This window comes from Nocardia arthritidis (assembly GCF_011801145.1).
GTDB lineage: Bacteria > Actinomycetota > Actinomycetes > Mycobacteriales > Mycobacteriaceae > Nocardia > Nocardia arthritidis_A.
In genome coordinates this window covers 8811528-8835098 of record NZ_CP046172.1, presented here as the reverse complement: position 1 = coordinate 8835098, position 23571 = coordinate 8811528, and the positions used below count along the sequence as shown (strand labels likewise).

The window sequence follows — 23571 nt, the reverse complement described above, 5'->3', positions numbered from 1 at the left end:
CGCGCTGCCGGAGGAGACCGATGAATGCAGCAACGCGCGGCACGGACGTCCGCTACGCCACCAGCCCGACCGAATTCGTCACGCTCACACCAGCGGAACTGCGCGAGCGCTTCCTGGTCACCGATCTGTTCGCCGAGGGCGAGGTGCGCTACACGCTGTCGCACCACGACCGCCTCCTGATCGCCGGTGCGGTGCCTGCGGGCGGGGAGCTCACGCTGCACCCGCCCGCCGAGATCCGGGCCGAAAAGCTCTGTGACCGTAGGGAACTCGGCATAGTCTGCCTATCCGGCGGCGGCTCGGTGACCACAGACGGGGTAAAGCACGAGGTGGGCGCGGAGGACATCGTCTACGTCGGGCACGGCACCGAGGAGGTGGCCGTCGCGGGCGATGCCGTCTTCTACATCGTCTCGGCCCCAGCGCATTTCGCGCATCCGACCACCCTGATTCCGCGATCCGCCGCGCAGGTCGTCCAGGTCGGTTCGGCGGAGCGGGCCAGCGAGCGCACGCTGCGCAAGTACGTGCACGAAGAGGGCGTCCGGTCCTGCGAGCTCGCGCTCGGCATCACCACACTCGCACCCGGCAGCGTGTGGAACACTATGCCCTGCCACACCCACGACCGGCGCACCGAGATCTACCTGTACTTCGGGCTGGATCCGGCCGAGCGTGTGGTGCACCTGTGCGGTGAGCCGAACCGCACCCGCAGCATCATCGTCGCCGACCGGCAGGCGGTGATCAGCCCGCCGTGGTCCGTGCACACCGGGGCCGGTACCGCACCCTATCGGTTCGTCTGGTCCACGGCGGGTGAGAACCTGGCCTACAACGACATGGATCTGGTTGCGACGGAGCAACTCTCGTGACGGACCCGTTCCGGCTGGACGGCAGCAGAGCGCTGGTCACCGGCGCGCGCACCGGCATCGGCCGGGCCGCGGCGCTCGCCATGGCGGCCGCGGGCGCGGATCTCGTGCTGTGGGGCCGTGATTCGGCCGGGCTCGCACCGGTGGCCGCCGAAATCCGGGCGCTGGGCCGGGAATGCGACACCGTCGGCGTCGATCTGACCGACCTCGTCGCGGTCGAATCCGCGGCTGTCGCGCTGGCCGCCGCGCACCGGATCGACCTGCTGGTGAACAATGCCGGAATCATCGGTCGCGGTGCGGCGGTGGGTGTTTCGCTCGCAGACTGGCGCAAGGTGCTCGACGTGAATCTGGACGCGGCCTTCCTGCTGGCCCGGACCATTGGCGCCGCCATGCTCGACCGCGGCGCGGGCCGGATCGTGAATATCGCCTCGCTGCTGTCCTTTCAGGGCGGTATCAACGTGGCCTCCTACACCGCGAGCAAACATGCGATCGCCGGACTCACCAAGGCGCTCGCCACCGAATGGGCCGGGCGGGGCGTCGGGGTGAACGCCGTCGCTCCCGGATATGTGACCACCGCGAATACCGCTGCGCTGCAAGCCGATACCGAACGCAACCGGGCCATCACCGAGCGAATTCCGGTGGGCCGCTGGGGCGCGCCCGAGGATATCGCCGGCGCCATCGTCTTCCTCTGTTCGCCCGCCGCGTCCTATGTGCACGGGCACGTTTTGGTGGTGGACGGGGGATGGCTGGCTCGGTGAGTGGCCACCCGAGCGCGGTGGCCAAGGTGGTGCTGGTGCTGGAGGCATTGCCGAATTGCCATGGGGTCAGCGAGATCAGCCGCGGCACCGGCCTGCCGACCTCAACGGTGCACCGGATCCTGTCGGAGCTGGCCGGACTCGGCTGGGTACGCGTCGATTCGGAACACCGGTATCTGCCCGGCGTTCGCCTGCTCTCGCTGGCCGGGCAGTCGGCGAGCATCACCGAGATCGTGCACCCCATCCTGGGGCGGCTGTGCGCGGCCACCGGCCACACCGTGCATTTCGCGCTGCGCTCGGGCGACGAGGCGGTGTACGTCGACAAACTGGAGGGCGACCGCGCGTACGTGATGCGCTCCCGGGTCGGCCTGTCGATTCCCTTGCACTGCACCGCGATCGGCAAGGCCATTCTGGCCGGGCTGCCGCGGCCGGAGTTGCGCGCGGTGCTGGCGCGAAATCCGTTGACCGCCATGACCGCACGCACCATCACCGATCCCGAGCTGTTGCTCGCGCACCTGGAATCGGTGGCCGAGCGCGGCTATGCCGTCGACGACGAGGAGAACGAGGAGCACACCCGCTGCCTCGGTGCGGCGGTGCTCGACCACCACGGTCAGCCGATCGGCGGAATCAGCGTCTCCGCCTTGGCATTCGACCTCGACCGGGCGAAGGTGCGCGCCTGCGTCCCGCTGCTCACCGCCGCCGCCCGCGAGGCCTCGCAGGCGCTCGGGCTGCCGAGCGCGTTGACGCCGCGGCCGCCCAAGAAATCCGGACGGCGTTGAAAATCAGGGCAATTCACGGACGATGCGGTTGCGCGCCGCCGTCGACGACGATCCGCTGCCCGGTGAGGTAACCCGCGGCGGGTGACACCAGGAAGGCGACCACATCGGCCACCTCCTCCGGGCGGCACACGTGCCCGAACGGTGAACTCGCGTCGAGATCGGCGGCCTGCTTCGCCGCACCGCCGGTGAGCGCGGTGGTGAGCCGATCGCCCATATCGGTGGCGACCAACCCCGGCGCCACGATGTTGACGTGAATGCCGTGCGCCGCTTCCTCTTTCGCGAGCGTATGGGCCAGCGCCTCCAATGCCGCCTTACCCATGTTGTACGGTGCGCCGTTCGCCGAAAGCATGTGTGCCGCAGTCGAACTCACCATGACGATATCGCCGCGCGGGCACTGCCGCATCGATGGCAGCACCAGCCGCGTCAGGTTGTGCGGTCCGATCGCATGCACCGCGAGCAGCTTCTGCACCTCGGCGATCGGCGTGTCCGCCACGGTATTTCCGCGACTGGCCACGCCCGCGTTGTGCACCAGGATCCCGATCGGACCGAGTTCGCCGGTCACCTGCTCGACCATCGCGGCGACCGCGTCGAAATCCTGTACCGGCGCGTGCACCGCGATCGCCCGGCCGCCGTCCGATTCGATCTGCGCGACAGTATCTTTCGCCGCCTGTTCGTCGCGCGACCAGTTCACCGCGACGGTCGCGCCGCGCCCGGCCAAGGCCCGCGCGACGGCCCGCCCGATACCCCGTCCGCCGCCGGTGACCAGTGCGACCCGTTGCGCCAGGTAGTTATCCGCCATCTCCGCAGTATGCCGAAGCGTCGTCCGGGCGCAAAGGGCTCAGCCGTCGGCTCTTCTCGCGCGGAATGCGGCCGTCTTGGTCCGGTTCTGGCACGCGGTGCTGCAGAAACGCTTTGTGCCGTTGCGGGATACGTCCATGTACACGCGGTCGCAGTGCTCGGCCGAGCAGACGCCGACCCGTTCGGCGTATTCGGTGCCGAGCAGATATGCGAAGCCGCCGGCGAAGGAGGCCACGATACCCATGACGACGGGCGCGTCCGGATCGTGGAAGTGCAGGTGCCACGGTTCGTCGCCGCGGCGGATCAGCGTCGGGCGGGCGCCGTATTCGGTGACCATCGCGTTGATCCTGGCCGCGGCCGAATCCATATCGCCCGCGTCGACCGCGCCGAACACCTCGCGCAGTTGTTCGGCGGCCCTGGCCAGCTCCGTCGCCTCCGCGACGTCGACCGTGATCCGGTAGGCGGCGGTGATCATGCCGTTCACCCGGTCGCGCAATTGCTCGTCGTCGCCGGCGGGCGGGAAGGCGCGCCCCCGGCTCTCGCCCGGGACAACGGCGTTCACCAACTCGGCGGCCTTGGTCACGCGCGTCACCATGTGACTGTCTAATCGCACTTGATCAGTTACCTCACCTTCGTTACAGTCGTTACTGTCGTAATCAAGTATGACAGTAACGGAGCGTCAGTCATGCAGCTCACAACCGCCACCGCCCACTCCTGGATCGAGCGCTGGGATCGCCAGCAGGAGCGATACCTGCCCGATCGCGAAACCATGTTCGCCGTAATCACCGATGCCATCGCCGCGCGCACCGGCCGCCCCGATCCGGTGGTGCTCGATATCGCCTGCGGTCCGGGATCGCTCGGCGCGCGCATTCGCGACCGGCTGCCGCGGGCTCGCGTCATCGGCGTCGACGCCGATCCGGTGCTGCTCGAATTGAACCGCGCCACTTATGGTTTCGAAATCGTCGACCGGAATCTTGGCGATCCGGACTGGTTCGCGGCCCTGCCCGTCGACCAGGTCGACGCGGTGGTGAGCACCACCGCGCTGCACTGGCTCGAACCGGACCACCTCGCAGCGTTCTACGCCCGGGCGGCGCAGTTGCTCCGGCCCGGCGGGATCCTGCTCAACGGCGACGATATGCCAACGAGCGCAACGGATATCGAGCAGTTGGAACACGAGCTGGCGGCGGGCCAGGCCGAACGCGAAGGCGTCGCGGACCGCGAGGCTTGGGATGAATGGTGGACCGCGATCGAGGCCGAACCCGAGCTCGCGCACGCGGTCGCCGAGCGCGAGCGGCGGCGCTGGGAGCACCCGGCGAGTAACGGTATCGGCTACGAGCAGCACGTAAAACTGTTGCGGGAGGCCGGTTTCCGCGCCGTCGGCACGATCTGGCAGTACGGCCGCCGCCGCATCGTCGCCGCGGTGAAGTGAACCGCTCCGGGCCGGGCCGATGGGTGCGGTCCGGAACTTTCGGATAGGGGCCGATCCATCGGCGCGGTATCGCCACGGACGGGCGGCCGATGCGGGAGACTCGGGGGTGCCGATACCGAACGACGCAAGGGGAAGTTAGCGATGTCGCAGTCATTCGCCGCCTATCCGAGTGCGGTCCCGGTCGGAGTCGATACCTCACGCGCCAGCATCGCGCGCGTCTACGATGCCGCGCTGAACGGCAAGGACAATTTCGAGATCGATCGCGAGGTGCTGGCGCAGGTGCGGACGGTGGCCCCGCAGGTCGCCGATCTGGCCTGGGCCAACCGCGATTTTCTGATCCGGGTCTGCCGCTTCCTGGCCAAGGAGGCCAAGATAGACCAGTATCTCGATCTCGGCTCCGGCTTGCCGACCGCGGAGAACACCCATCAGGTCGTGCAGCGGGTGGACCCGGAATCGACGGTGGTCTACGTCGACAACGATCCGATGGTGCTGGCGCACGCCAGGGCGCTGCTCGCCAACAACCGCCGCACGATCATCGCCACCGCCGACATCTTCCAGCCGTTCGAGGTGATGAAGCTGCCCGCGGTGCGGGAACACCTGGATTTCAAGCGTCCGATCGCACTGTTCCAGATCGGCACGCTGCACCACTACCTCGGCGACGATGCCGCCGCGCTCATGCGGACCTATATCGATGCGCTGCCGTCCGGCTCATATGTCGCGATCGCGCACTTCTACGATCCGCAGACGCCCGAGCTGACCGAACTGGCCCAGCATATGGAGGAGAAGTTCATCCACAGCCCGATGCGCAGCGGCCGGTTCCGGACCCGCGACGAGATCCAGGCCATGTTCGGTGATCTGGACATGGTGGACCCGGGGCTCGTGCTGTGCGACGACTGGTGGCCGGACGGTCCACGGCTTTCGCCGCTGTCCACGGTGCGGCAGTGCATCGTCGGCGGGGTGGGTCGCAAGCGCTGACCGCTCGGTCGGCAACCAACCGGACGTCCCGTATGTTCGGTTGGGATGCTGACACTGCTGCTGGCGCTCATCGGATTCGCCCTACTCGACTCGCCGAATATCCTGGTCATCGGGCTCACCACCGCCATCGTCGCCGACAGCCGATTGCAGCGACGCTCGCCCGTGCCGGGCGGGGCGAATTTTCTGCTCGGCGTCTATCTGGTCACCACCGCATTCGGTCTGTGCACCGTGCTCGGGCTCAACTTCCTCACGGGCCTGGTCGATTTCGAACTCACCCCGACGATTCGGTATTGGGGCGAGCTGATTCTCGGCACGGTGCTGATTCCGCTCGCCTTCCTGCCGCTGCACGCACGCGGTGAACCACCGCCGTGGGCAATGGCTTTCCGCACAAGGCCGTGGCTGTTGATACTGGTCGGCGCGGGTATCGGGCTCGGGCAGGCGCCGACGGCGGTGCCCTATCTCGCCGGCCTCGCCATGCTTTCCGCACAGAATCCGCTACCGCCGCTGTGGCCCGCGATCGTCCTGGCGTACTGCGCCATCACCCTGCTGGCGCCGACCCTGATCCTCGCCCTCTCGACCCGAAAAACGCTGCGCGCCCGCCGTTTCTACCGCGGTCTGGTCCGAGCCCTCACCACCTACGGCCCACCCGCCGTCCGAATCCTGTTCGCCGGCTTCGGCATCGCACTCGTAGCCGATGCCGCGATCCACTACTCAGCCCTGTTCTGACCTGGCCCGATCAATCCGGCAGCCGCACCGGCCTCGGTCAGCACCGACTCCAGCATTGCCGGGGTCAGCCTGCCGGTGAACGTATTCTGCTGGCTTACGTGATAGCAGCCGAAGAGCTCCAATGGGTTTCGCGTGGTGTTCGCGGGCGCCAGGGTGACTCGTGCGCCGTGGCCGAATTTCGGTCTGGGGCGGGGGATTTGCCATCCGGCGTCGGCCAGTACCGGCAGCAGCGCCTGCCAGCCGAAGGCGCCGAGTACCACGATGCCGCGCAGATGCGGTGCGAGCAGCGACAATTCGGTGTCGAGCCAGTGGCGGCAGCGGTCCCGTTCCTCGGGGGTCGGTTTGTTGTCCGGCGGTGCGCAGCGCACCGGGGCGGTTATCCGCACGCCGAGCAGTCGTAGGCCGTCGTCGATTCGGGTGGCGGTCGGTTGGTTGGCGAGGCCGACCGCGTGCAGTGCGGCGTAGAGCACATCGCCGCTGCGGTCGCCGGTGAACATGCGGCCGGTGCGGTTCGCGCCGTGCGCGGCGGGTGCGAGGCCGACGATCAGCAGCCGCGCGTCCGGTGGTCCGAAGCCGGGGACGGGACGTCCCCAGTAGGTTTCGTCGCGGAACGCGGCGCGCTTTTCCCGCGCCACCAGCTCGCGCCAGGCGACCAGGCGGGGGCAGGCGCGGCACTCGGTGACGGCGCTGTCCAGTTCGGCGATGCTGCGGCACACCCGATCCAGGCTGCCACGCGGCGTGGCGCGGCGGATAACGAGCCGAATATGTGATCTCTGACACCCAGGAAGGGTTGGTAGCATGGCCTTTCCGACCGTACCGGAGCCGCCGCGACCCCTCGCGGGCCCGGGATTCACTTCGAGAGAGCTCCTTCCAATGCAGTTTGAAATCGTCGAGCGGGACGAGACGTGGGTTGCCGGGCTGCCGGTGCGCAGCCCAAAGCGTGCGCTCGGAGAACTGCGTGATCACGACCTGGAGGCGGCGTGGGCCGCGGTCCTACATCAGGAGCTCGGCGGCCCGCTGGCCAGCGCGTACACCGACTACACCGGCGAGCTGGGCACCTACAACACGCAGATCGTCGGCTACCAGTGCGCCTCGTTCGACGAGGTGACCCGCGGCCATGTGGTGGCCCGGCTGCCGCGCGGCACCTACGCCAGATTCTCTTCGGTGGGTAACTTCCCGCAGGTGATGACCGACCTGTGGACCCAGATCGGGTACGCCGAGGAGCACAACCAGATCAAGCGGACCTACACCGGAGATTTCGAGTGCTACCCGCACGCGTACAAGATCGACCTGTATCTGGCGGTCGAAACGCGATGACCTATGCGATTGTCGTGCGTGGCGAGGCGATCTACGGCGGCTTGGTGGTGCCGCGGGTGCGCCCGAGTTTCAAGGTGAGCAACAGCGACCTCATCGAATTCCTGAAGGACCGGTTGCGGGACCGGGCGCGGGCCGATCATCCGATGTACACGGTGTACGTCCCGGATCCAGCGGGTAACTACAACGCGTTGGTGTGTTTCGACTATCCGGATCCGGCCGCGGTGCCGGTGGGCGATGTCCTGGTCAAGGTGCCGAAAGGGGTGTATGCCCGGTTCGAACCGAACGGCGACTACCACGATCCGGTGGAGGATGTGTGGGCGCAGGTGGACGACGCGACGGCGTCGGCCGAGATCACCAGGGCCTACCGCGAAGAGGTCGAGGTGTGGCGTGGTCCGGAATCGGTCGAATTGTTCATTTCGATCCTGGTTTAGCTTGCTGGCCGTTAGCTAACTGTGAACCGACCAGTTGTCACGGTTTGCCCGTTACTTGCCAGCGACGATATGACCTGGGGAAATATCGGGGCGCGCAATCGGGTTTCGGAATATTTGCCGGATGTCTGTTCAATTCCTGCCGGATGAACGATACTGCCCTAGGCACCTCACCGTGCGCGCGTCGCAGGCTGAGTGGGTCGCACGGCTCGCGGACCGCGCCAGGCGCGCAGTAATGGAGTAGGTAGACATGACTTTCGCCAGCGGTCACCGTCGCCCCGGCGGATTTCGGCGGCATCATGGGCCGGTGGGTTTCCGCGCTTCGACGGTTCCGACGCCGCGATATTCGGGCACGGATGGTGGTATGGGCATCCCGGCGGCGGTTCGGAGTCGCTTCCTGGACTTACCGGCGGTGCCCCGGCATGAGACCATGACCTGGGTAGCGCGCTCGAGCTATGCGGTAGCTGCCACTGCCCGTGATCGGCGGCGTCTGACGCCGGGTGCGGACACTCGTAGTTAGCGCGATGGGAGATAAGGTGCCTCGGCGGACGCTCGACTCGCTGGTGACCCAGGTCGCCGCTGAGCTGATGGGTGTCGACGCCACCACGATGGTGGCGGCAACCGAGGATGTGCTGGCCCGGTTGATCGATCATTTCGATGTCGATTACGCATATCTGCGCCATACCGACCGCGAACTACGGGCAACCGTGCTGGTCGCCGAATGGCCGCGGCGCACCCGGGTTCCGGATCCCGACCCGCTGCAGACCGTGTACTTCGACCGCCCGAAATCCATCTTCCACGGGCTGGAACACGCCACCGAACCGATCGTCACCGGGCCCATGCCCATGTGTGATCAGATCCGCGAGGCCATTGGCTGGGATCCGGGTATCTCGCACCTCACCTCCGCCGCGGTACCGCTGGTCTCGCGCGGCGAAGCGACCGGACTGCTCGGCTTCGTGAAGGCGGGCGACCGGGAATGGAGCACCAGGGAGATCAACGTGCTCAAGGCGATTGCCGCACTGTTCGCGCAGCTACAGGCCCGGGTGGTGGCCGAGGAGCAGTTGCGCTACATCGCACTACACGACGACCTGACCGGTCTGGCGAATCGGCGGGCCCTGCTCGAACATATGGAAGACCGATTACGCCCCGGCAGTCCCGGTCCGGTGGCCACGTTCTTCCTCGACCTGGATCGGCTCAAGGCGCTCAACGACTTCCTGGGCCACACCGCGGGCGATAACTTCATCCGCACCCTCTCCGCGCGGTTGCGCGAGCATCTGGACCCCAACGACATGATCGCCCGGCTCGGCGGCGACGAATTCGTCATCGTGCCCGCCAAACCGATGGACGCGGTCGCGGCGGAACTGGAGGCCGTGCGGATCCAGCAGCTGATCGGCCGCCGGGTGGTGGTCGGCGGCGAATCGGTGAGCAGGCGGGCCAGCGTCGGTGTCGCGGTCGGGATGCCGGGCGAGACAACGGTCGCCGACCTGCTGCGCGGCGCCGACCACGCGCTGCTGTCCGCGAAATCCGGTGGCGGCAACGGGGTCGCGGTCTTCACCGATGCGATGCGCGCGCAGTTCGAGCTACAGGACGATGTGGAGCTGAACCTGCGCGGCGCGGTCGCCGATGGCTCGATGCTGCTGCACTACCAGCCCGAGGTCGATCTGCGCACCGGCCGCATCGTCGCGCTGGAGGCGCTGGTCCGCTGGATGCACCCGACCAGGGGCCTATTGCCGCCCGCCGCGTTCGTCACGGTCGCCGAGGCGACGAATCTCGCTGGGGAACTTGGCCGTTGGGTGATCCGCTCGGCCTGTGCCCAATTCGCGGAGTGGCGCAGACGAGGGCTGGCGGGCAATGTGGTGATGCGGATCAACGTCTCGCCGGTGCAGTTGGTGAGCCTCGATTTCGTCGAGCGGATCGAGGACATCCTGCGGCTGTTCGGCATCGATGGCAGTTCGGTGTGCCTGGAGATCACCGAGCATGTCGTGGTGCAGGATCTGGCCCGCACCCAGGTCACCTTGCGTGGACTCAAGCGGATGGGCGTGCAGATCGCCATCGACGATTTCGGCACCGGATACAGTTCGCTGTCGCATTTGAAGGCGCTCCCCGTCGACGCGGTGAAGATCGATCGCGGGTTCGTGCAGCGCCTCGGCGCCAGTACCGATGATCTTGCCATCGTGAAATCCATTATCGGCCTTGCCGGTTCGTTCGGACTCGGGGTGGTCGGCGAGGGCGTCGAGACGCCGGTGGCGGCGCGCACCCTGGTCGGGCTCGGCTGCTATCGCGCGCAGGGCTTCCTGATCGCCCGGCCGATGCCCGCCGACGAGGTGGAGGCGCATCTGGCGCTCGGCCGGATCCCGCTGGATCTCGATCTGCCGAGGGTCGGGCGCGGGCAGACCGCTCGGTGAGGCGAATAAGCCGATGACTCAACAGGATTGGCTGTTGATAGAAACGCTCGGGCATGAGCGCCAGCCCACGCTGGTCGCCGACGGCGACCGGATCAAGGACTGGGTGAGCCTGGTCCGGGTGCAGCGGGAGCCGAGCGCCGCGGTGTACCGGATCGCCGACGTGGTGCGGCGCTGCGTCGAATCCGTAATGCCCGCAACATATTCCGACGACACGCTGATCGTGCTCGGGATTCCGGTGCCGTGCGCGTTCGGTGCGGCGCACGCGGTGCAGGTGTGGGTCGGCGGGCCGGGGGATCAGCCGCCGCCGAGACGCGGTGTCGGAGCTTGGGATTGGGACGCCGACAGCGAATTGGCAAAGCACGGGCCGGGTTTGGAGGAACTGGCCTGGGCGCGCGCACCCGAGGACGTCCGGGTGACTCGAACGCCGCCCGAGGTGTTCAGCACCATGGTGCGCTTCGACGGCAGGCTCGACTACATGGCCATGGTCCGCGAGATGCGGGTGGACGGCCGCTGGCAGGGCGAGGTCGATATGCGCGGCGACGACGGCCGGGTGCGCCGCTTCCAGATGATCGCGCGGGCCAATCCGGCGATGCGCCGCACCCAGGGCCTGATCCACGACGTCACCGATGTGCGCAGGCCACGCCCCGATGCGGATATGTCGATGATGCGGGCGGTTTCCCGGCGCTCATCGGTGGGCGTGGGCTTCGTCGAACTCGGCTTCGGCCTGATCTACGAGTGGCCGAGCCCGCCACCGCCGCCGCTGGACCGGTGGGCGACCGAGCGTCCCGAAATCCACCCCGACGATGCCGCGCGATACCGGCGCATCTGCGACGAGATGTTGAAGGCCGATCCGGAACTCGCCGCCGACGACGTGCACGAGCTGGTGCTGCGGATCCGGTTCGCCGATACCGGCTGGCTGCGCGCGCATGCCGAGCTCCGGCATACGTTCGCCGGGCAGCCGGGAGTGCCGGGGCACGGCCTCATCCGGGTGCGGCCCGCCGAATAAATCCTCGTTCGTGGGTTCTTTCACTGCTGTTCACGCGGTGTTGAGCGCATCGGTTCCTGGGATAACCTGTTTCGCTGCACGATCCGGTTGTGCGCATCGTTCAGCTGGCGAACTTCTACGGGCCGAGGTCAGGCGGGCTGCGCACCGCACTGCACCATCTCGGCGCCGGCTATGTCGCGGCCGGACACGAGGTGGTGCTCATCGTGCCGGGCCGCCGCCGCGCGGAGGAGTTGCTGCCCACCGGCGCGGTTCGAATTACCTTGCCCGCCTTGGCGATTCCATGGACCGGCGGCTATCGGGCGGCCGATCCGCGCCGGGTCGCCGATGTGCTGACGGGGCTGCGTCCCGATGTGCTCGAGGTATCGGATCGGTTGACGTTGCGCGGATTCGGCCGCTGGGCCCGCCGCCGCGATGTGGCCGGGGTGATGATCTCGCACGAGCGGCTCGATCGACTACTCGGGCAGGTGCTGCCGGGCGCGATGGCCCGCCGCTGCGCCGACCTCGCGAATCGGCGCACCGCCGACGACTACGACATCGTGGTCTGCACAACCGAATTCGCGCGTGCGGAGTTCCAGCGCATCGGCGCGCGCAATGTCGAACTCGTGCCGCTCGGCGTCGATCTGGAGCTGTTCAGCCCGCGCAGGCGCGACCACCGGCTGCGCGCGGATCTCGGTGTGCCCGGCCGCCCGCTGCTGGTGCACTGCGGCAGGCTTTCGATGGAGAAGCGGGTGGATCGCAGCATCGAGGCCATCGCCGAACTGCGCAAGGCGGGGACCGAGGCGCGGCTGGTGGTGGCCGGTGACGGTCCGCGGCGCGAGGCGCTGGAGCGGCGGGCACGGGCCATGAAACCCCTCGCCTGCGGCCAGCCCGCCGTGCGTTTCACCGGATTCATCACCGACCGGGCGATGGTGGCGAAGCTGCTTGCCACCGCGGATGTTTCGCTGGCGCCCGGCCCGCACGAGACCTTCGGGCTCGCGGCGCTGGAGGCGTTGGCGGCGGGCACTCCGGTGGTCGCGAGCAGATCGTCGGCGCTGGCCGATATCGTCACCGCGGACTGCGGCGCCATCGCGGCCGACCGCCCATCGGCATTCGCCGAGGCGGTGACGAATGTGCTGGCCCTGCCGCCCGCGGACCGTCGGCAGGCCGCGCGCAGCCGGGCGGAGGAATTCACCTGGCCCCGCGCGGTCCAAGGGATGCTCGCGGTGCTGGGGCGGTAGTCGTTCGGGGTGCGTTGGGAGTGATCGGTGCGCCGGTGCGTGGTCGTGTCGCTACGACGACGTAATCGCCCGAGCTGGGTGCGGGGTGCGTCGGCATGCGGCGCTGGCGGTTTCGCACAGGCGGCGTTTCGCGACTCGGGCCGAGGCTGTCGCACCCCATCTTCGAACCGAGCATTCGAAGCAGGGGGTGTGCGGTTCGAAGACGGGCGCGGCAGCCTTATTTTCAGCTTTGTCTGCGTAGGTAGTCGCTGAGAAGAGCTCACTCAGCGGACCGTCTGATGACATGGGAGCCGTTGCCGCAGAACATCCAAGCGCGCACAGCAACGCGCAGTACTCTGCGGTGAGTTCGAATGGACGAGATGAGAGGCCGGGGCGGAGATGGGTCGCAGGACGTTTCGGGGTGCGAAGACCCTGGTCACGGGGGCGGCTAGCGGCATAGGTCGGGCGACGGCGCTGGCGGCCGCGGCGGCGGGGGCCGAGCTGGTGCTGACCGATATCAATGGCGAGGGGCTCGACGCGACGGTGGCCGAAATCCGGGCCGGGGGCGGCACGGTTCTCGCGGCGCGGGCACTCGACATCACCGACTACGACGCCGTCACCGCATTCGCGAACGAGGTGCACGAAGCGCACGACAGCCTGGACATCGTGATGAATGTGGCGGGCACCTCCGCATGGGGCACGGTCGAGCATCTGGAGCATCGGCATTGGCGAAAGATGGTGGAGGTCAACCTGATGGGGCCGATCCACGTCATCGAGAATTTCGTGCCGCCGATGATGCGCGCGGGCCGCGGCGGCGCGCTGGTGAATGTTTCGTCGGCGGCCGGGATTCTGGCCTTCCCATGGCACGCCGCGTACAGCGCGGCCAAGTACGGCCTGCGCGGCGTCTCCGAGGTGTTGCGCTTCGACCTTGCGCGCCATGGGATTTCGGTGCACCTGGTGGTGCCGGGCGCGGTGAACACGCCGCTGGTGCACACCTTCGAACTCGTCGGTGTCGACAAGGACAATCCGCGGGTGCGTCGACTCGTGGCGGCGTTCACCGATCACGCGGTGCCGCCGGAGCGGGTGGCGCGCTCGATCCTGCGCGGTGTCGAACGCAACCGCTACCTGGTCTACACCTCGTTCGATATTCGCTTCGCCTATTGGTGGGCAAGGAAATTCGCGTTCCCGTACAACTACGTGATGCGCCGGGCCAGCGACCGGTTCAGCAGGCTGCAGGCTTCTGTGGGCAGTTGATGTGCACGTCGAGCACCCGGGCGCCCGGCCCCTCCGAGCCGAGCCGGTCGTGCTCGTTGACCAGACGACAGGTGCCGAGCGACAGACAGCCGCAGCCGATGCAGCCGGTGAGGCTGTCGCGCAGGCGAATCAGCTGATTTATCCGGTCGTCGAGGTCGGCCCGCCAGGTGGTGGACAGCTGCTCCCAGTCCCGGCGGGTCGGGGTGCGCCCCTCCGGCAGTTGATCGAGTGCGGCGCGGATTTCGCTGAGCGGTATGCCGACCCGCTGTGAGATGCGGATGAATGCCACGCGCCGCAACGTTTCTCGGGCGTATCTGCGCTGATTACCACTCGTGCGACGACTCGATATGAGACCCTCGCGTTCGTAGAAGTGCAACGCGGACACCGCGACTCCACTACGCTCGGACAGCTGACCGGGGGTCAACTCTTTCGCTCGCCAATCGGCTGTCGACATGCACGCTCCTCCATTCATCTCAACAATACTTCAGGTTCGGTTGCGCTCGGGCGAGAATCGGACTTCAGGTCCGAACCGTGGGAATTACATGCTCCGGGGGCCTCGGGGAACTACGGTCGGAGCATGGGAGACGATCCTGACGTTCCGCTATCGGACGCTGCCGGCGAAGCCGTCCAAAGCCCGCGCATGGCCGGAGCGGATGCGGAGGTACGCCTAGCGGTGACCTCCGAGGTCGGCAGACTGCGAACCGTGCTGCTGCACCGCCCCGGCGACGAGTTGCGCAGGCTCACCCCGCGCAACAACGATCAACTGCTCTTCGACGGAATCCCCTGGGTGGAGCGCGCTCAACAGGAGCACGACATCTTCTCCGGCGTGCTGCGCGACCGTGGCGTCGAGGTGCTGCTGCTGGCCGACCTGCTCGCCGAGACCCTCTCGGTCAGCGGCGCGGCCCGCATCCAGGGCATTTCGGCGTCCGTCGACGCGCGCAGGCTCGGGCACGCGCTGGCCGACGAACTCGCCGCCTACCTGCGCGGCGTTCCGGCCGGGGAGCTGGCCGACATCCTGATGGCCGGTATGACCTTCGACGAGCTGCCGTTCGGCCCCACCACCACCTCGCTGGTGCGGCGGATGCACCACGGCAACGATTTCGTCATCGACCCGCTGCCGAATCTGCTGTTCACCAGGGATTCGTCGTTCTGGGTCGGGCCGAGGGTCGCCATCACCTCGCTCGCGCTGCCCGCCCGGATCCGCGAAACCTCGCTCACCGACCTCATATACGCCTTCCATCCGCGCTTCCTCGGCGTGCGGCGGGCATACGAATCGCATACCGCCCCGATCGAGGGCGGCGATGTGCTGCTGCTCGCGAACGGTGTCGTCGCGGTCGGAGTCGGCGAGCGTACCTCGCCGGCGGGCGCGGAAGCGTTGGCGCGCAGCCTTTTCGACGACAATCTGGCGCATACCGTGCTGGTGGTGCCCATCGCGCAGAACCGGGCGACGATGCATCTGGACACGGTGTGCACCATGGTCGACACCGATGCCGTCGTGATGTATCCGGCGGTGCGGGATTCGCTGTGCGCCTTCACGATTCATCGGGAAGACGATTACGGCGGGCGCAGCGGGGACGGCGGTGTCAGCATGCGCGGGCCCGATCCGTTCCTGCCCGCCGCGGCGGAGGCGATGGGGATCGGCAAGCTGCGGGTGATCGATACGGGACTCGACGGCGTCACCGCCGAACGCGAACAATGGGACGATGGGAACAACACCCTCGCCCTCGCGCCGGGAGTCGTTGTCGCCTATGAACGCAACGAGATGACAAATGCCCGCCTGGAAGACGCCGGTATCGAGGTACTGCGCATCCCGGGTTCCGAAATCGGTTCCGGGCGTGGGGGTCCGCGGTGTCTGTCGTGCCCGCTGGCCAGGGACGAGGTGGCGGTCGGGAGCGAAAACTAGGGGGTAGCAATGTTCACCATCACCGTGTCGCACGAGTCGGCGGTACCGCCGTACGAACAGCTGCGGCTCGGCATCATCGCTCAGGTTCGTTCGGGCGAATTGACTGCGGGCACAAAGATTCCCACCGTCCGGGCGCTGGCCGCCGAACTCGGTCTCGCACCGAATACGGTGGCCCGCGCCTATCGCGAGCTGGAAGCGGACGGTGTGGTCGAAACCCGGGGCAGGCAGGGATCTTTCATCGCCTCATCCGGCGACCCGACCCGCGATCTGGCGGGCCGGGCGGCCACCGAATACGTCGCGGTGGCCCGTCGACTAGGTCTCGATGACGAAAGTGCCCTGCGCTACGTCAAATCCGCGCTGGAATCCGGCTGAGCTAATGCCGCGCATCGCAATTCAACGCCAACTCGGCAGCCAGAGATGGTCGTGCCAGTTGCCCGGCGTTATCGGCAGCGCGGTGAGAATCGGCCACAGCCAGATGAAGTTGGCGATCACCAGGCCCAGGTACAGGCACACCGCCAAAAGGCCGAGCGCGTAACGCTCGTTCGGCGCGGCGGGTAGGAAGGTGCCGGTCGGGCTGCGCGGCACCCCGGCCTGCCTGGCCGGGCCGAGCACATCGCCGAGCACCAGGGCGACCCCCATCACCAGGAACGGCGCCAGCGGGACCGCGTAGAAGAAGTACATCTGCCGGTCCAGGGTGAGGAACCAGGGCAGCAGTCCGGCGCCGTAGCCGACCAGCACCGCGGTGTAGCGCCAGTCGCGGCGGGTGATGCCGCGCCACAGCAGCCAGCCGAGTACCGGGAAGGCCACCCACCAGATCGCCGGTGTGCCGATCAGCATCACGGCCTTCACACAGCTGGTCTGGCCGCAGCCGGTGACGCCGTTATCGGCGTAGTAGTAGAGCATGGGGCGCAGACCCATCGGCCAGGTCCACGGCTTGGACTCCCACGGGTGGTGGTTGCCCGCCGAATTGGTCAGTCCCTCATGGAATTTCAGCACCTCGCCGTGGTAATACCAGAGCGAGCGCAGCGCGTCGGGGATGGGGGAGAAGAAACCGCCGCGGCCCACCTGATTTCCGACGGCGTAGCGGTCGATCCCGTCCTCGCTGGAATACCAGAACGCGTAGGTGCCGAGGTAGACGCCGAGCGGAATCAGGATCAGCGCGTAGAGTCCGGCGACGCCGTCCCGGATCGCGGTGCCGAACAGCGGACGCGACACACCGTAGGCGCGGCGGGCCGACCAGTCGAAGGCGAGCGTCAGCACCAGGAACGCGACCGCGTAGTACACGCCGGACCACTTCACGCCGCAGGCCAATCCGAGCAGTACGCCCGCGCCGAATCTCCACCAGCGCACGCCCAACCGCGGGCCCCATCGGCTCTGCCCGATCCGCCCCTCGGCGTCGACGCGCGCCATCCTGGCTCGCGTCTGATCGCGGTCCACGATCAGACAGCCGAATGCGGAGGTGACGAACAGGGCCAGAAAAATATCGAGCATGCCGATGCGGGAGGACACGAACGTCACACCGTCGGCGATGAGCAGGATTCCGGCGATCGCGCCGATCAGCGTCGAACGCGCCATCCGCCGGGTGATCCGGATCACCAGCAGCACCAGGATGGTTCCGGCCATGGCGGCGGAGAAACGCCAGCCGGTGCCGGTGTAGCCGAAGAAATATTCGCCGATCGCGATCAATTGTTTGGCGACCGGTGGATGCACCACCAGTCCGTAGCCCGGGTTGTCCTCGATCCAACCGCCGGTGAGCATCTGCCACGCCTGCGGGGCGTAGTGCTTCTCGTCGAAGACCGGGGTTTTCGCATCGGTGGGATAGTCGAGCAGGGTGAACCGCGTGACGGCGGCGATGGCCGTCAGGAATGCGGTCACCAGCCAGCCGCGCAGGGTGTCGGTCGGGCCGAAGTCCGGGGTCGGTCGCAGTGGCGCGGGGCTCGACCAGGAGGGCACGGCCCCGAACGGTGCGGTCGCGCGCTGGTCGGTCACCTGGGTCACGTCCCGATCGTATGCGTTACTCGGTGGCAGGTCGTGCACCGGTGAGAACGACGCATGTCATCGGGACGTGCTACGCCGTTGCCGTCACTGCTCGCCGACTCCGTAGGCTACTGACAAAGTTTGGTGGTGGCGAGACGGGAGCGCGGTGGCGGACGAGACGGTGGGCAGGCTGGTGCTCGCGGCGACCCCCATGGGCGAGATCGGGGACGCGTCGCGGCGGCTGTGCGAGGCCCTCAGCACCGCCGATATCGTCGCCGCTGAGGACACCCGGCGCACCCGTTCGCTGGCGAAGGCGCTCGACGTCGAAATCACCGGCCGGGTGGTCAGCTTCTACGACCACGTGGAAACCGCGCGAATCCCGGCCCTGCTCAACGAGATCGCGGACGGGCGGACGGTGCTGCTCGTCACCGATGCGGGGATGCCGTCGGTGAGCGATCCCGGCTACCGGATGGTCGCCGCCTGCGTGGAACGCGACCTGCCGGTGACCTGTCTGCCCGGACCTTCCGCCGTCACAACCGCTTTGGCGCTTTCCGCGCTGCCGGTGGAGCGGTTCTGCTTCGACGGGTTTCCGCCGCGCAAATCGGGTCAGCGCCGAGAATGGTTGCGCGCCTTGGTATCCGAACCGCGTGCCTGCGTCTTCTTCGAGGCGCCGCACCGGCTGGCCGATTGCCTGGCCGACGCGGTCGACGTGCTCGGCCCGGACCGTCGCGCCGCGGTCTGCCGCGAGCTCACCAAGACCTACGAGGAGGTGGTCCGCGGCACCCTCGCCGAACTCGCCGCCTGGGCCGTCGACGGCGCACGCGGTGAGATCACCGTGGTGCTCGAAGGGGCCCAACCGAAACCGGCCGACCCGGTCACCCTGGTCACCGAGGTCGAGGCGCTCACCGAGGAGGGTGTCCGGCTGAAGGACGCCTGCGCGCGGGTCGCCGCGGAAACCGGTGTCTCCCGGCGTGAGCTGTACGACGCGGTGCTCGCGGCCCGCCGCGACGGCGGGGACTGAGGCCACGCCCGGCCTGCGCCGCAACGCATTCACCCGCGGATTCGCCGACCGCGGAGATATCTCACCGTGTGCCGCCGGGCGATACGGAGGATGATCGTCCTATGACGTCACTGGAAAGCAAGGCGAAAGCGTTTCTGGAACTGCACCGGCCCGGCGATCCGGGGGTTTTCCCGACGGTGTGGGATGCCTGGTCGGCCAAGGTGGCCGTGGCCCAGGGCTTTTCGGCGTTGACACTGGGCAGCCATCCGGTCGCCGACTCGATCGGCCGCTCCGACAAAGAGGGTATGAAGTTCGCCGAACTGCTCACCCGGGTCCGGCAGATCACCGAGGCGGTCGAGGTGCCGGTTTCGGTGGATATGGAATCGGGTTACGGGCTGGAGCCCGCACAGCTCATCGAGGGTCTGCTGGAGGCGGGCGGGATCGGCCTCAATATCGAGGATTCCGTGCACAGCGAGGGCGGTCGGCTGCGCGCGGCCCAGGAGCATGCCGATTTCGTGCACGGCCTGCGCCAGTTCGCCGACGCGGCGGGCGTGCACGTGGTGATCAACGCGCGCACCGATATGTACCTGCGTCAGGACGGCGACGAGGCCGACCGCACCGACCGGGTCATCGCCAGGCTGCGGCTGGCGGCCGAGGCGGGCGCCGACTCCCTGTTCCCCGCCGGACAGCCCGAGACCGAACTGCGCCGCCTGACCGGTGAGCTGCCGCGTCCGATCAGCGTGGTCGCGCTGCCGGACAAGTCGGAGAAGGCGCGCCTCGCCGAGGCGGGCGTCGGCCGGATCAGCTTCGGCCCGTACCTGCAGCGCGCGCTGACCGCCGAGACCGAGCGCCTGCTCGCCCGCTGGAAGTAGGTTCGGTGGCGCGGCTATCCGCCGCGCCACCGAATTCCCTTGCGCTACTTGGTCTTCGGCTCCACATAACGCGGGAAGACGGCCTCCGGCTCCGGCAGCGGCACGCCGGGGACCAGCGGCGTCGCGATATCGGCGAAGGTCCGGTTCTGCTGTGCCAGCAGATCCAGGATCTTGCCCGCCGAACTCGGCATCACCGGCTGCACCAGGATCGCGACGATCCGGACCACCTCGAGCGTCACGTACAGGATCGTCGCCTCGCGGGCCAGATCCTCCGGGGTGCCCGATTTGGCCAGCGTCCACGGCGCCTGCGCGGAGAAGTACCGGTTCGCCTCGCCGAGCGTCAGCCAGATCGCCTCCAGCGCCAGATGCATTTGCTGGGCGTCGAATTCGGTGCGGCAGCGGTCCAGCAGATCGTTGGCCCGGGCCAGCAGCGCGCGGTCGTCCTCGGTGAATTCGCCGGGGGTCGGTATCGCGGCGCCGCAATCGCGCGCCACCATCTTCAGGCTGCGCTGCACCAGGTTGCCGAATTCGTTGGCCAGGTCGGCGTTGATGCGCCCGACGATGGCCTCATGGCTGTAGCTGCCGTCCTGGCCGTAGGAGATCTCGCGCAGCAGGAAGAAGCGCACGGCGTCCAGGCCGTACTCGTCGACGAGGGCCAGCGGGTCGACCACGTTGCCGACCGACTTCGACATCTTCTCGCCCTTGTTGTACAGGAACCCGTGCACGAAAACGCGTTTCGGCAGTTCCACCCCGGCCGACATCAGGAACGCCGGCCAGTACACGGTGTGGAAGCGGGTGATGTCCTTGCCGATGATGTGCACGTCGGCGGGCCAGAACTTCTTGAAGGCAGCCGATTCCGTATCCGGGAAGCCGACACCGGTGATGTAGTTGGTGAGCGCGTCCACCCACACGTACATCACGTGATCGGGGTGACCCGGCACCGGGACACCCCAGTCGAAGGTGGTGCGTGAGATGGACAGATCCTTCAGTCCGGCCTTCACGTAGCTGACGATCTCGTTGCGACGCGTTGCGGGCGCGATGAATTCGGGATGCGCGTCGTAGTGCGCGAGCAGCCGGTCCTGATACGCCGAGAGCCGGAAGAAGAAGTTGGACTCCTCGGTCCAGGTGACCGGTGTCTTGGTCTCGGTGGAGATGCGCGTGCCGTCGTCGAGCGGCGTCGTCTCCTCCTCGGTGTAGAACGCCTCGTCGCGCACCGAGTACCAGCCGGAGTAGTTGTCCAGGTAGATATCGCCGTTGGCGAGCATCCGCTCCCAGATCGCGACGCTGGCCGCCTGATGGTCGGCGTCGGTGGTGCGGATGAACCGGTCGTAGGAGATGTCCAGTTTCTTGTCCATCGCCTGGAACACATCCGAGTTGCGTGCCGCGAGTTCCTCGACCGCGACGCCCTCGGCGGCCGCGGTCTGTTGCATTTTCTGACCGTGCTCGTCGGTACCCGTCATGAAGAAGACGTCGTATCCGTCGAGCCGCTTGAAGCGGGTGAGGGCATCCGCCGAGATGTACTCGTAGGCATGCCCGATGTGCGGCGCACCGTTCGGGTAGGCGATGGCCGTTGTCAGATAAAAGGCGGGGCGCTCAGACTCGCTCATGGTGTGTCTACTGTAATGCGCGTGCCATTCTTCGCTCGCGTGAATATCCGGGTCGGCGCCGATGTCCAGTAAGCGCCCGGCCCCGGAACTGCCGGAACCCCTTGCGCCGCTGGTCGATGCGCATACCCACCTCGATGCGTGCGGCGCGACGGACGCCGGTTCGGTCGAGGTGATGGTGGATCGTGCCGCCTCGGTCGGCGTCGGCCGGGTGGTCACCGTCGCCGACGATCTGAAGGCCGCGCAGTGGGCGGTTGAGGCCGCGCACTGGGACGACCGGGTGTACGCCGCGGTCGCGCTGCATCCGACCCGCGCGAACGCGCTCGACGAGCAGGCGAAGGCGGAATTGACGAGGCTGGCGGCCGATCCGCGTGTCGTCGCGGTCGGCGAAACCGGACTCGACTACTACTGGCCGGGCAAACTCGACGGCTGCGCCGATATCGAAACGCAGATAGAGGGTTTCCGCTGGCATATCGAACTGGCCAAGCAGGTGGGTAAACCGCTGATGATCCACAATCGCGAGGCCGACCACGACCTGCTCACCGTGCTGCTCGATGAGGGCGCGCCGGAAACCGTTATCTTCCATTGCTTTTCGTCGGATACGAATATGGCGCTGGCCTGTGTTGCCGAGGGGTACATTCTGAGTTTCTCGGGAACGGTGAGTTTCAAGAACGCGCATGAATTGCGCGAGGCGGCCAAGGTGGTGCCGGACGATCAACTGCTGGTGGAGACCGACGCGCCATATCTGACTCCGCATCCGTTCCGTGGCGCGCCCAACGAACCGTATTGCCTGCCGTACACCATGCGTGCTTTGGCCGAATTGCGTGGTCAGGACCCGGTGGAGTTGGCCGAGATCAGTACGGCGAACGCCCGGCGGATATACGGAATCTGAAATTCTGGCATTTCGAGACGGCGCGGTCGGCGACGTCTCCGGGTTTGCTCGCCGGGCCCATTGGTAAGGACCCTGGATCGTCAAGTGTGGTGTACATCACTACGATTGACCCATTTCGTGATTTACCTGCGCCAGGGATATCTGATCGTGATATTGAAATGCGCAGCTGACGTTGCAGCGGTTGTCCACCCCTGACCCCTTCGTTATCGTGCTGTGACCATGTCCCCATTAACGCGGATCAACCAGTCCCGCTCGCCGCTGCTCTACGCGGCGATCGCGGCGCTGCTGCTGACGCTGATCGCCGGCGCGGGCCTGGCGATCGTGAACCGCAAGACGGTGACCGTTGTGGTGGACGGTCAGAAGTCGCTGATGACCACCATGTCCCGCAACGTTCGCGGCGTGCTCCGCGCCGCGGGGGTCGACGTCACCGTCCGGGACAAGGTGGTGCCGGCGCTCGCGTCCGCGGTCGGCGACGGTTCGGTCATCACGCTGAACCGGGCCCGTCAGGTGGAGCTGTCCATCGACGGCAAGGCGCCGGAGAAGGTGTGGACCACCGGGCTCACCCCGGCCGAGGCCGCCGCCCAGCTCGATATCGCCAAGGACATGTACGTCGCGGATCGCGACGCGAAGCTGCCGCTGGAGGGCGCGATACTGCGCATCGCGAGCCCCCGCTCGATCTCGCTGATCGACGGCGTCGGCAACCCGGTGGACGTGCGCCTGGCCGCGCCGACCGTCGGCGAATTCCTCAAGGTCGCGGGCATTCCGCTGATCGAGGAGGACACCGTCGAACCGGCGCCGGACACCCCGGTGGTCGACAACATGCGCGTGGTGGTGACCCGCAAGCGCGTCGAGAACAAGACCGAGACCGATGTGCCGCTCGACCCGCCGGAGAACGTCATCGAGGATCCGACCATGAATATGAGCCGGTCGGTGGTGGAGACGCCCGGCGCGCCCGGCGTGCAGGACGTGACCTACGCGGTCACCATGGTCAACGGCCGAGAGGTGAGCCGCAAACAGCTCTCGTCGACGGTCAAGGTCACCGCGCAGCCGAAAACCATCCGCAAGGGCGCCAAGCCGGGCACCGAGGTGCCGCCGGTGAAGGACGGCCCGATCTGGGACGCGCTGGCCAAATGCGAATCCGGCGGCAACTGGGCGATCAACACCGGTAACGGCTATTACGGCGGCATCCAGTTCGATCAGGGCACCTGGGAGCGGCAGGGCGGTACCAGGTACGCGCCGCGCGCCGATATGGCGACGCGCGAGGAGCAGATCGCCATCGCCGAGGTGACCAGGGCGCGGCAGGGCTGGGGCGCCTGGCCGACGTGCACCAGCAGGCTCGGCATCGGGGCGGGCGCGGAGTAATAGCCGAGGGGTATTGCGGCGGGGTTGCCGGGCGATCGG

The 23571-nt window shown here is 67.5% G+C and carries 24 protein-coding genes; 18 read left to right on the top strand and 6 right to left on the bottom strand.

The annotated features are described in order from the left end of the window. The first annotated feature begins 20 nt into the window (after nt 1-20). Genes kduI through F5544_RS40080 form a run of 3 tightly spaced genes read left to right on the top strand, consistent with a single transcriptional unit; the run spans nt 21 to nt 2388 of the window. The gene (gene kduI, locus F5544_RS40090; protein WP_167477964.1) at nt 21-857 is read left to right on the top strand and encodes a 5-dehydro-4-deoxy-D-glucuronate isomerase; all 837 of its coding nucleotides are present in this window, start codon (nt 21-23) and stop codon (nt 855-857) included. Beyond that, nucleotides 854-1612, top strand: coding sequence for an SDR family oxidoreductase (locus F5544_RS40085; RefSeq protein WP_167477963.1), 759 nt, complete (start codon nt 854-856; stop codon nt 1610-1612). The genes kduI and F5544_RS40085 overlap by 4 nt, the downstream gene beginning before the upstream one ends. After that, nucleotides 1609-2388: an IclR family transcriptional regulator gene (locus F5544_RS40080; RefSeq protein ID WP_167477962.1), complete on the top strand. Its 780-nt coding sequence runs from the start codon at nt 1609-1611 to the stop codon at nt 2386-2388. The genes F5544_RS40085 and F5544_RS40080 overlap by 4 nt, the downstream gene beginning before the upstream one ends. Nucleotides 2389-2401: 13 nt before the next feature. Here F5544_RS40080 and F5544_RS40075 read toward each other — a convergent pair whose 3' ends face one another. After that, nucleotides 2402-3187 (bottom strand): SDR family NAD(P)-dependent oxidoreductase, encoded by a 786-nt coding sequence (locus tag F5544_RS40075; protein WP_167477961.1) that lies wholly within the window; start codon nt 3185-3187, stop codon nt 2402-2404. 39 nt (nt 3188-3226) lie between these two features. Continuing rightward, nucleotides 3227-3769, bottom strand: coding sequence for a CGNR zinc finger domain-containing protein (locus F5544_RS40070; protein WP_203217455.1), 543 nt, complete (start codon nt 3767-3769; stop codon nt 3227-3229). A 102-nt stretch (nt 3770-3871) separates the two neighbouring features. Here F5544_RS40070 and F5544_RS40065 point away from each other — a divergent pair, with 102 nt between their 5' ends. The 3 genes from F5544_RS40065 to F5544_RS40055 all read left to right on the top strand — a co-directional run bounded on the left by F5544_RS40065 (nt 3872) and on the right by F5544_RS40055 (nt 6316). Then, entirely contained in the window at nt 3872-4615 is a 744-nt protein-coding gene (locus tag F5544_RS40065; RefSeq protein ID WP_167477959.1) for a class I SAM-dependent methyltransferase, read from the top strand. 141 nt (nt 4616-4756) lie between these two features. Further along, entirely contained in the window at nt 4757-5590 is an 834-nt protein-coding gene (locus tag F5544_RS40060; RefSeq protein WP_167477958.1) for an SAM-dependent methyltransferase, read from the top strand. Between the two features lie 45 nt (nt 5591-5635). Next, complete coding sequence (locus F5544_RS40055) at nt 5636-6316, top strand: GAP family protein (protein WP_167477957.1); 681 nt, start codon at nt 5636-5638, stop codon at nt 6314-6316. Here F5544_RS40055 and F5544_RS40050 read toward each other — a convergent pair. Then, nucleotides 6298-7041: a uracil-DNA glycosylase gene (locus F5544_RS40050; protein WP_428847203.1), complete on the bottom strand. Its 744-nt coding sequence runs from the start codon at nt 7039-7041 to the stop codon at nt 6298-6300. The two genes, F5544_RS40055 and F5544_RS40050, sit on opposite strands and share 19 nt — an antisense overlap. A 148-nt stretch (nt 7042-7189) precedes the next feature. Here F5544_RS40050 and F5544_RS40045 point away from each other — a divergent pair, with 148 nt between their 5' ends. From F5544_RS40045 to F5544_RS40020, 6 genes are all read left to right on the top strand, one after another. Continuing rightward, nucleotides 7190-7633, top strand: coding sequence for a GyrI-like domain-containing protein (locus F5544_RS40045; protein ID WP_167477955.1), 444 nt, complete (start codon nt 7190-7192; stop codon nt 7631-7633). Further along, entirely contained in the window at nt 7630-8064 is a 435-nt protein-coding gene (locus tag F5544_RS40040) for an effector binding domain-containing protein (RefSeq protein WP_167477954.1), read from the top strand. The genes F5544_RS40045 and F5544_RS40040 overlap by 4 nt, the downstream gene beginning before the upstream one ends. Before the next feature lie 521 nt (nt 8065-8585). Next, nucleotides 8586-10466 (top strand): putative bifunctional diguanylate cyclase/phosphodiesterase, encoded by a 1881-nt coding sequence (locus F5544_RS40035; RefSeq protein WP_167477953.1) that lies wholly within the window; start codon nt 8586-8588, stop codon nt 10464-10466. A gap of 13 nt (nt 10467-10479) precedes the next feature. Next, a complete protein-coding gene (locus F5544_RS40030) occupies nt 10480-11472 on the top strand; it encodes a GAF domain-containing protein (RefSeq protein ID WP_167477952.1) in 993 nt (330 codons plus the stop codon). Nucleotides 11473-11561: 89 nt separating this feature from the next. Further along, a complete protein-coding gene (locus tag F5544_RS40025) occupies nt 11562-12689 on the top strand; it encodes a glycosyltransferase (RefSeq protein ID WP_167477951.1) in 1128 nt (375 codons plus the stop codon). 378 nt (nt 12690-13067) lie between these two features. Continuing rightward, entirely contained in the window at nt 13068-13922 is an 855-nt protein-coding gene (locus tag F5544_RS40020) for an SDR family oxidoreductase (protein ID WP_167477950.1), read from the top strand. Here the strand turns inward: F5544_RS40020 and soxR are convergent. After that, complete coding sequence (gene soxR, locus F5544_RS40015; RefSeq protein WP_167477949.1) at nt 13891-14376, bottom strand: redox-sensitive transcriptional activator SoxR; 486 nt, start codon at nt 14374-14376, stop codon at nt 13891-13893. The genes F5544_RS40020 and soxR overlap by 32 nt on opposite strands. A gap of 186 nt (nt 14377-14562) precedes the next feature. On the opposite strand from soxR, the gene arcA reads away from it, so the two are divergent. Both arcA and F5544_RS40005 read left to right on the top strand, forming a co-directional pair. Next, on the top strand, nt 14563-15825 hold the full coding sequence (gene arcA / locus F5544_RS40010; RefSeq protein ID WP_167479822.1) for an arginine deiminase: 1263 nt from the start codon (nt 14563-14565) through the stop codon (nt 15823-15825). A 9-nt stretch (nt 15826-15834) separates the two neighbouring features. After that, nucleotides 15835-16197, top strand: a complete 363-nt coding sequence (locus F5544_RS40005; protein ID WP_167477948.1) for a GntR family transcriptional regulator — start codon at nt 15835-15837, stop codon at nt 16195-16197. Nucleotides 16198-16218: 21 nt separating this feature from the next. Here the strand turns inward: F5544_RS40005 and F5544_RS40000 are convergent, their stop codons facing one another. Next, nucleotides 16219-17823, bottom strand: coding sequence for a dolichyl-phosphate-mannose--protein mannosyltransferase (locus F5544_RS40000; RefSeq protein WP_167477947.1), 1605 nt, complete (start codon nt 17821-17823; stop codon nt 16219-16221). Nucleotides 17824-17968: 145 nt separating this feature from the next. Between F5544_RS40000 and rsmI the strand changes: the two genes are divergently transcribed. Continuing rightward, on the top strand, nt 17969-18823 hold the full coding sequence (gene rsmI / locus F5544_RS39995; protein ID WP_167477946.1) for a 16S rRNA (cytidine(1402)-2'-O)-methyltransferase: 855 nt from the start codon (nt 17969-17971) through the stop codon (nt 18821-18823). A 101-nt stretch (nt 18824-18924) separates the two neighbouring features. Next, nucleotides 18925-19674 carry an isocitrate lyase/PEP mutase family protein gene (locus tag F5544_RS39990; protein WP_167477945.1) on the top strand — a complete coding sequence of 250 codons (750 nt, stop codon included), beginning with the start codon at nt 18925-18927 and terminating at the stop codon, nt 19672-19674. A gap of 44 nt (nt 19675-19718) precedes the next feature. On the opposite strand, the gene metG is transcribed toward F5544_RS39990, so the two are convergent. Continuing rightward, the gene (gene metG, locus F5544_RS39985; RefSeq protein ID WP_275107072.1) at nt 19719-21326 is read right to left on the bottom strand and encodes a methionine--tRNA ligase; all 1608 of its coding nucleotides are present in this window, start codon (nt 21324-21326) and stop codon (nt 19719-19721) included. Nucleotides 21327-21342: 16 nt separating this feature from the next. Between metG and F5544_RS39980 the strand changes: the two genes are divergently transcribed. Next, entirely contained in the window at nt 21343-22170 is an 828-nt protein-coding gene (locus tag F5544_RS39980; RefSeq protein WP_167477943.1) for a TatD family hydrolase, read from the top strand. Between the two features lie 219 nt (nt 22171-22389). Beyond that, nucleotides 22390-23532, top strand: coding sequence for a resuscitation-promoting factor (locus tag F5544_RS39975; RefSeq protein WP_167477942.1), 1143 nt, complete (start codon nt 22390-22392; stop codon nt 23530-23532). The last annotated feature ends 39 nt before the right edge of the window (nt 23533-23571 follow it).

Bases quoted from the DNA above. Each gene is read 5' to 3' on its own strand.
- arcA (WP_167479822.1), top strand. From the start codon at position 14,563: ATGGCCGGAGCGGATGCGGAGGTACGCCTAGCGGTGACCTCCGAGGTC.
- F5544_RS40020 (WP_167477950.1), top strand. From the start codon at position 13,068: ATGGGTCGCAGGACGTTTCGGGGTGCGAAGACCCTGGTCACGGGGGCG.
- F5544_RS40045 (WP_167477955.1), top strand. From the start codon at position 7,190: ATGCAGTTTGAAATCGTCGAGCGGGACGAGACGTGGGTTGCCGGGCTG.
- kduI (WP_167477964.1), top strand. From the start codon at position 21: ATGAATGCAGCAACGCGCGGCACGGACGTCCGCTACGCCACCAGCCCG.
- F5544_RS40005 (WP_167477948.1), top strand. From the start codon at position 15,835: ATGTTCACCATCACCGTGTCGCACGAGTCGGCGGTACCGCCGTACGAA.
- F5544_RS40060 (WP_167477958.1), top strand. From the start codon at position 4,757: ATGTCGCAGTCATTCGCCGCCTATCCGAGTGCGGTCCCGGTCGGAGTC.
- F5544_RS39975 (WP_167477942.1), top strand. From the start codon at position 22,390: ATGTCCCCATTAACGCGGATCAACCAGTCCCGCTCGCCGCTGCTCTAC.
- F5544_RS40055 (WP_167477957.1), top strand. From the start codon at position 5,636: ATGCTGACACTGCTGCTGGCGCTCATCGGATTCGCCCTACTCGACTCG.
- F5544_RS40035 (WP_167477953.1), top strand. From the start codon at position 8,586: ATGGGAGATAAGGTGCCTCGGCGGACGCTCGACTCGCTGGTGACCCAG.
- F5544_RS40040 (WP_167477954.1), top strand. From the start codon at position 7,630: ATGACCTATGCGATTGTCGTGCGTGGCGAGGCGATCTACGGCGGCTTG.
- soxR (WP_167477949.1), bottom strand. From the start codon at position 14,376: ATGTCGACAGCCGATTGGCGAGCGAAAGAGTTGACCCCCGGTCAGCTG.
- F5544_RS39990 (WP_167477945.1), top strand. From the start codon at position 18,925: ATGACGTCACTGGAAAGCAAGGCGAAAGCGTTTCTGGAACTGCACCGG.
- F5544_RS39980 (WP_167477943.1), top strand. From the start codon at position 21,343: ATGTCCAGTAAGCGCCCGGCCCCGGAACTGCCGGAACCCCTTGCGCCG.
- F5544_RS40030 (WP_167477952.1), top strand. From the start codon at position 10,480: ATGACTCAACAGGATTGGCTGTTGATAGAAACGCTCGGGCATGAGCGC.
- F5544_RS40075 (WP_167477961.1), bottom strand. From the start codon at position 3,187: ATGGCGGATAACTACCTGGCGCAACGGGTCGCACTGGTCACCGGCGGC.
- F5544_RS40065 (WP_167477959.1), top strand. From the start codon at position 3,872: ATGCAGCTCACAACCGCCACCGCCCACTCCTGGATCGAGCGCTGGGAT.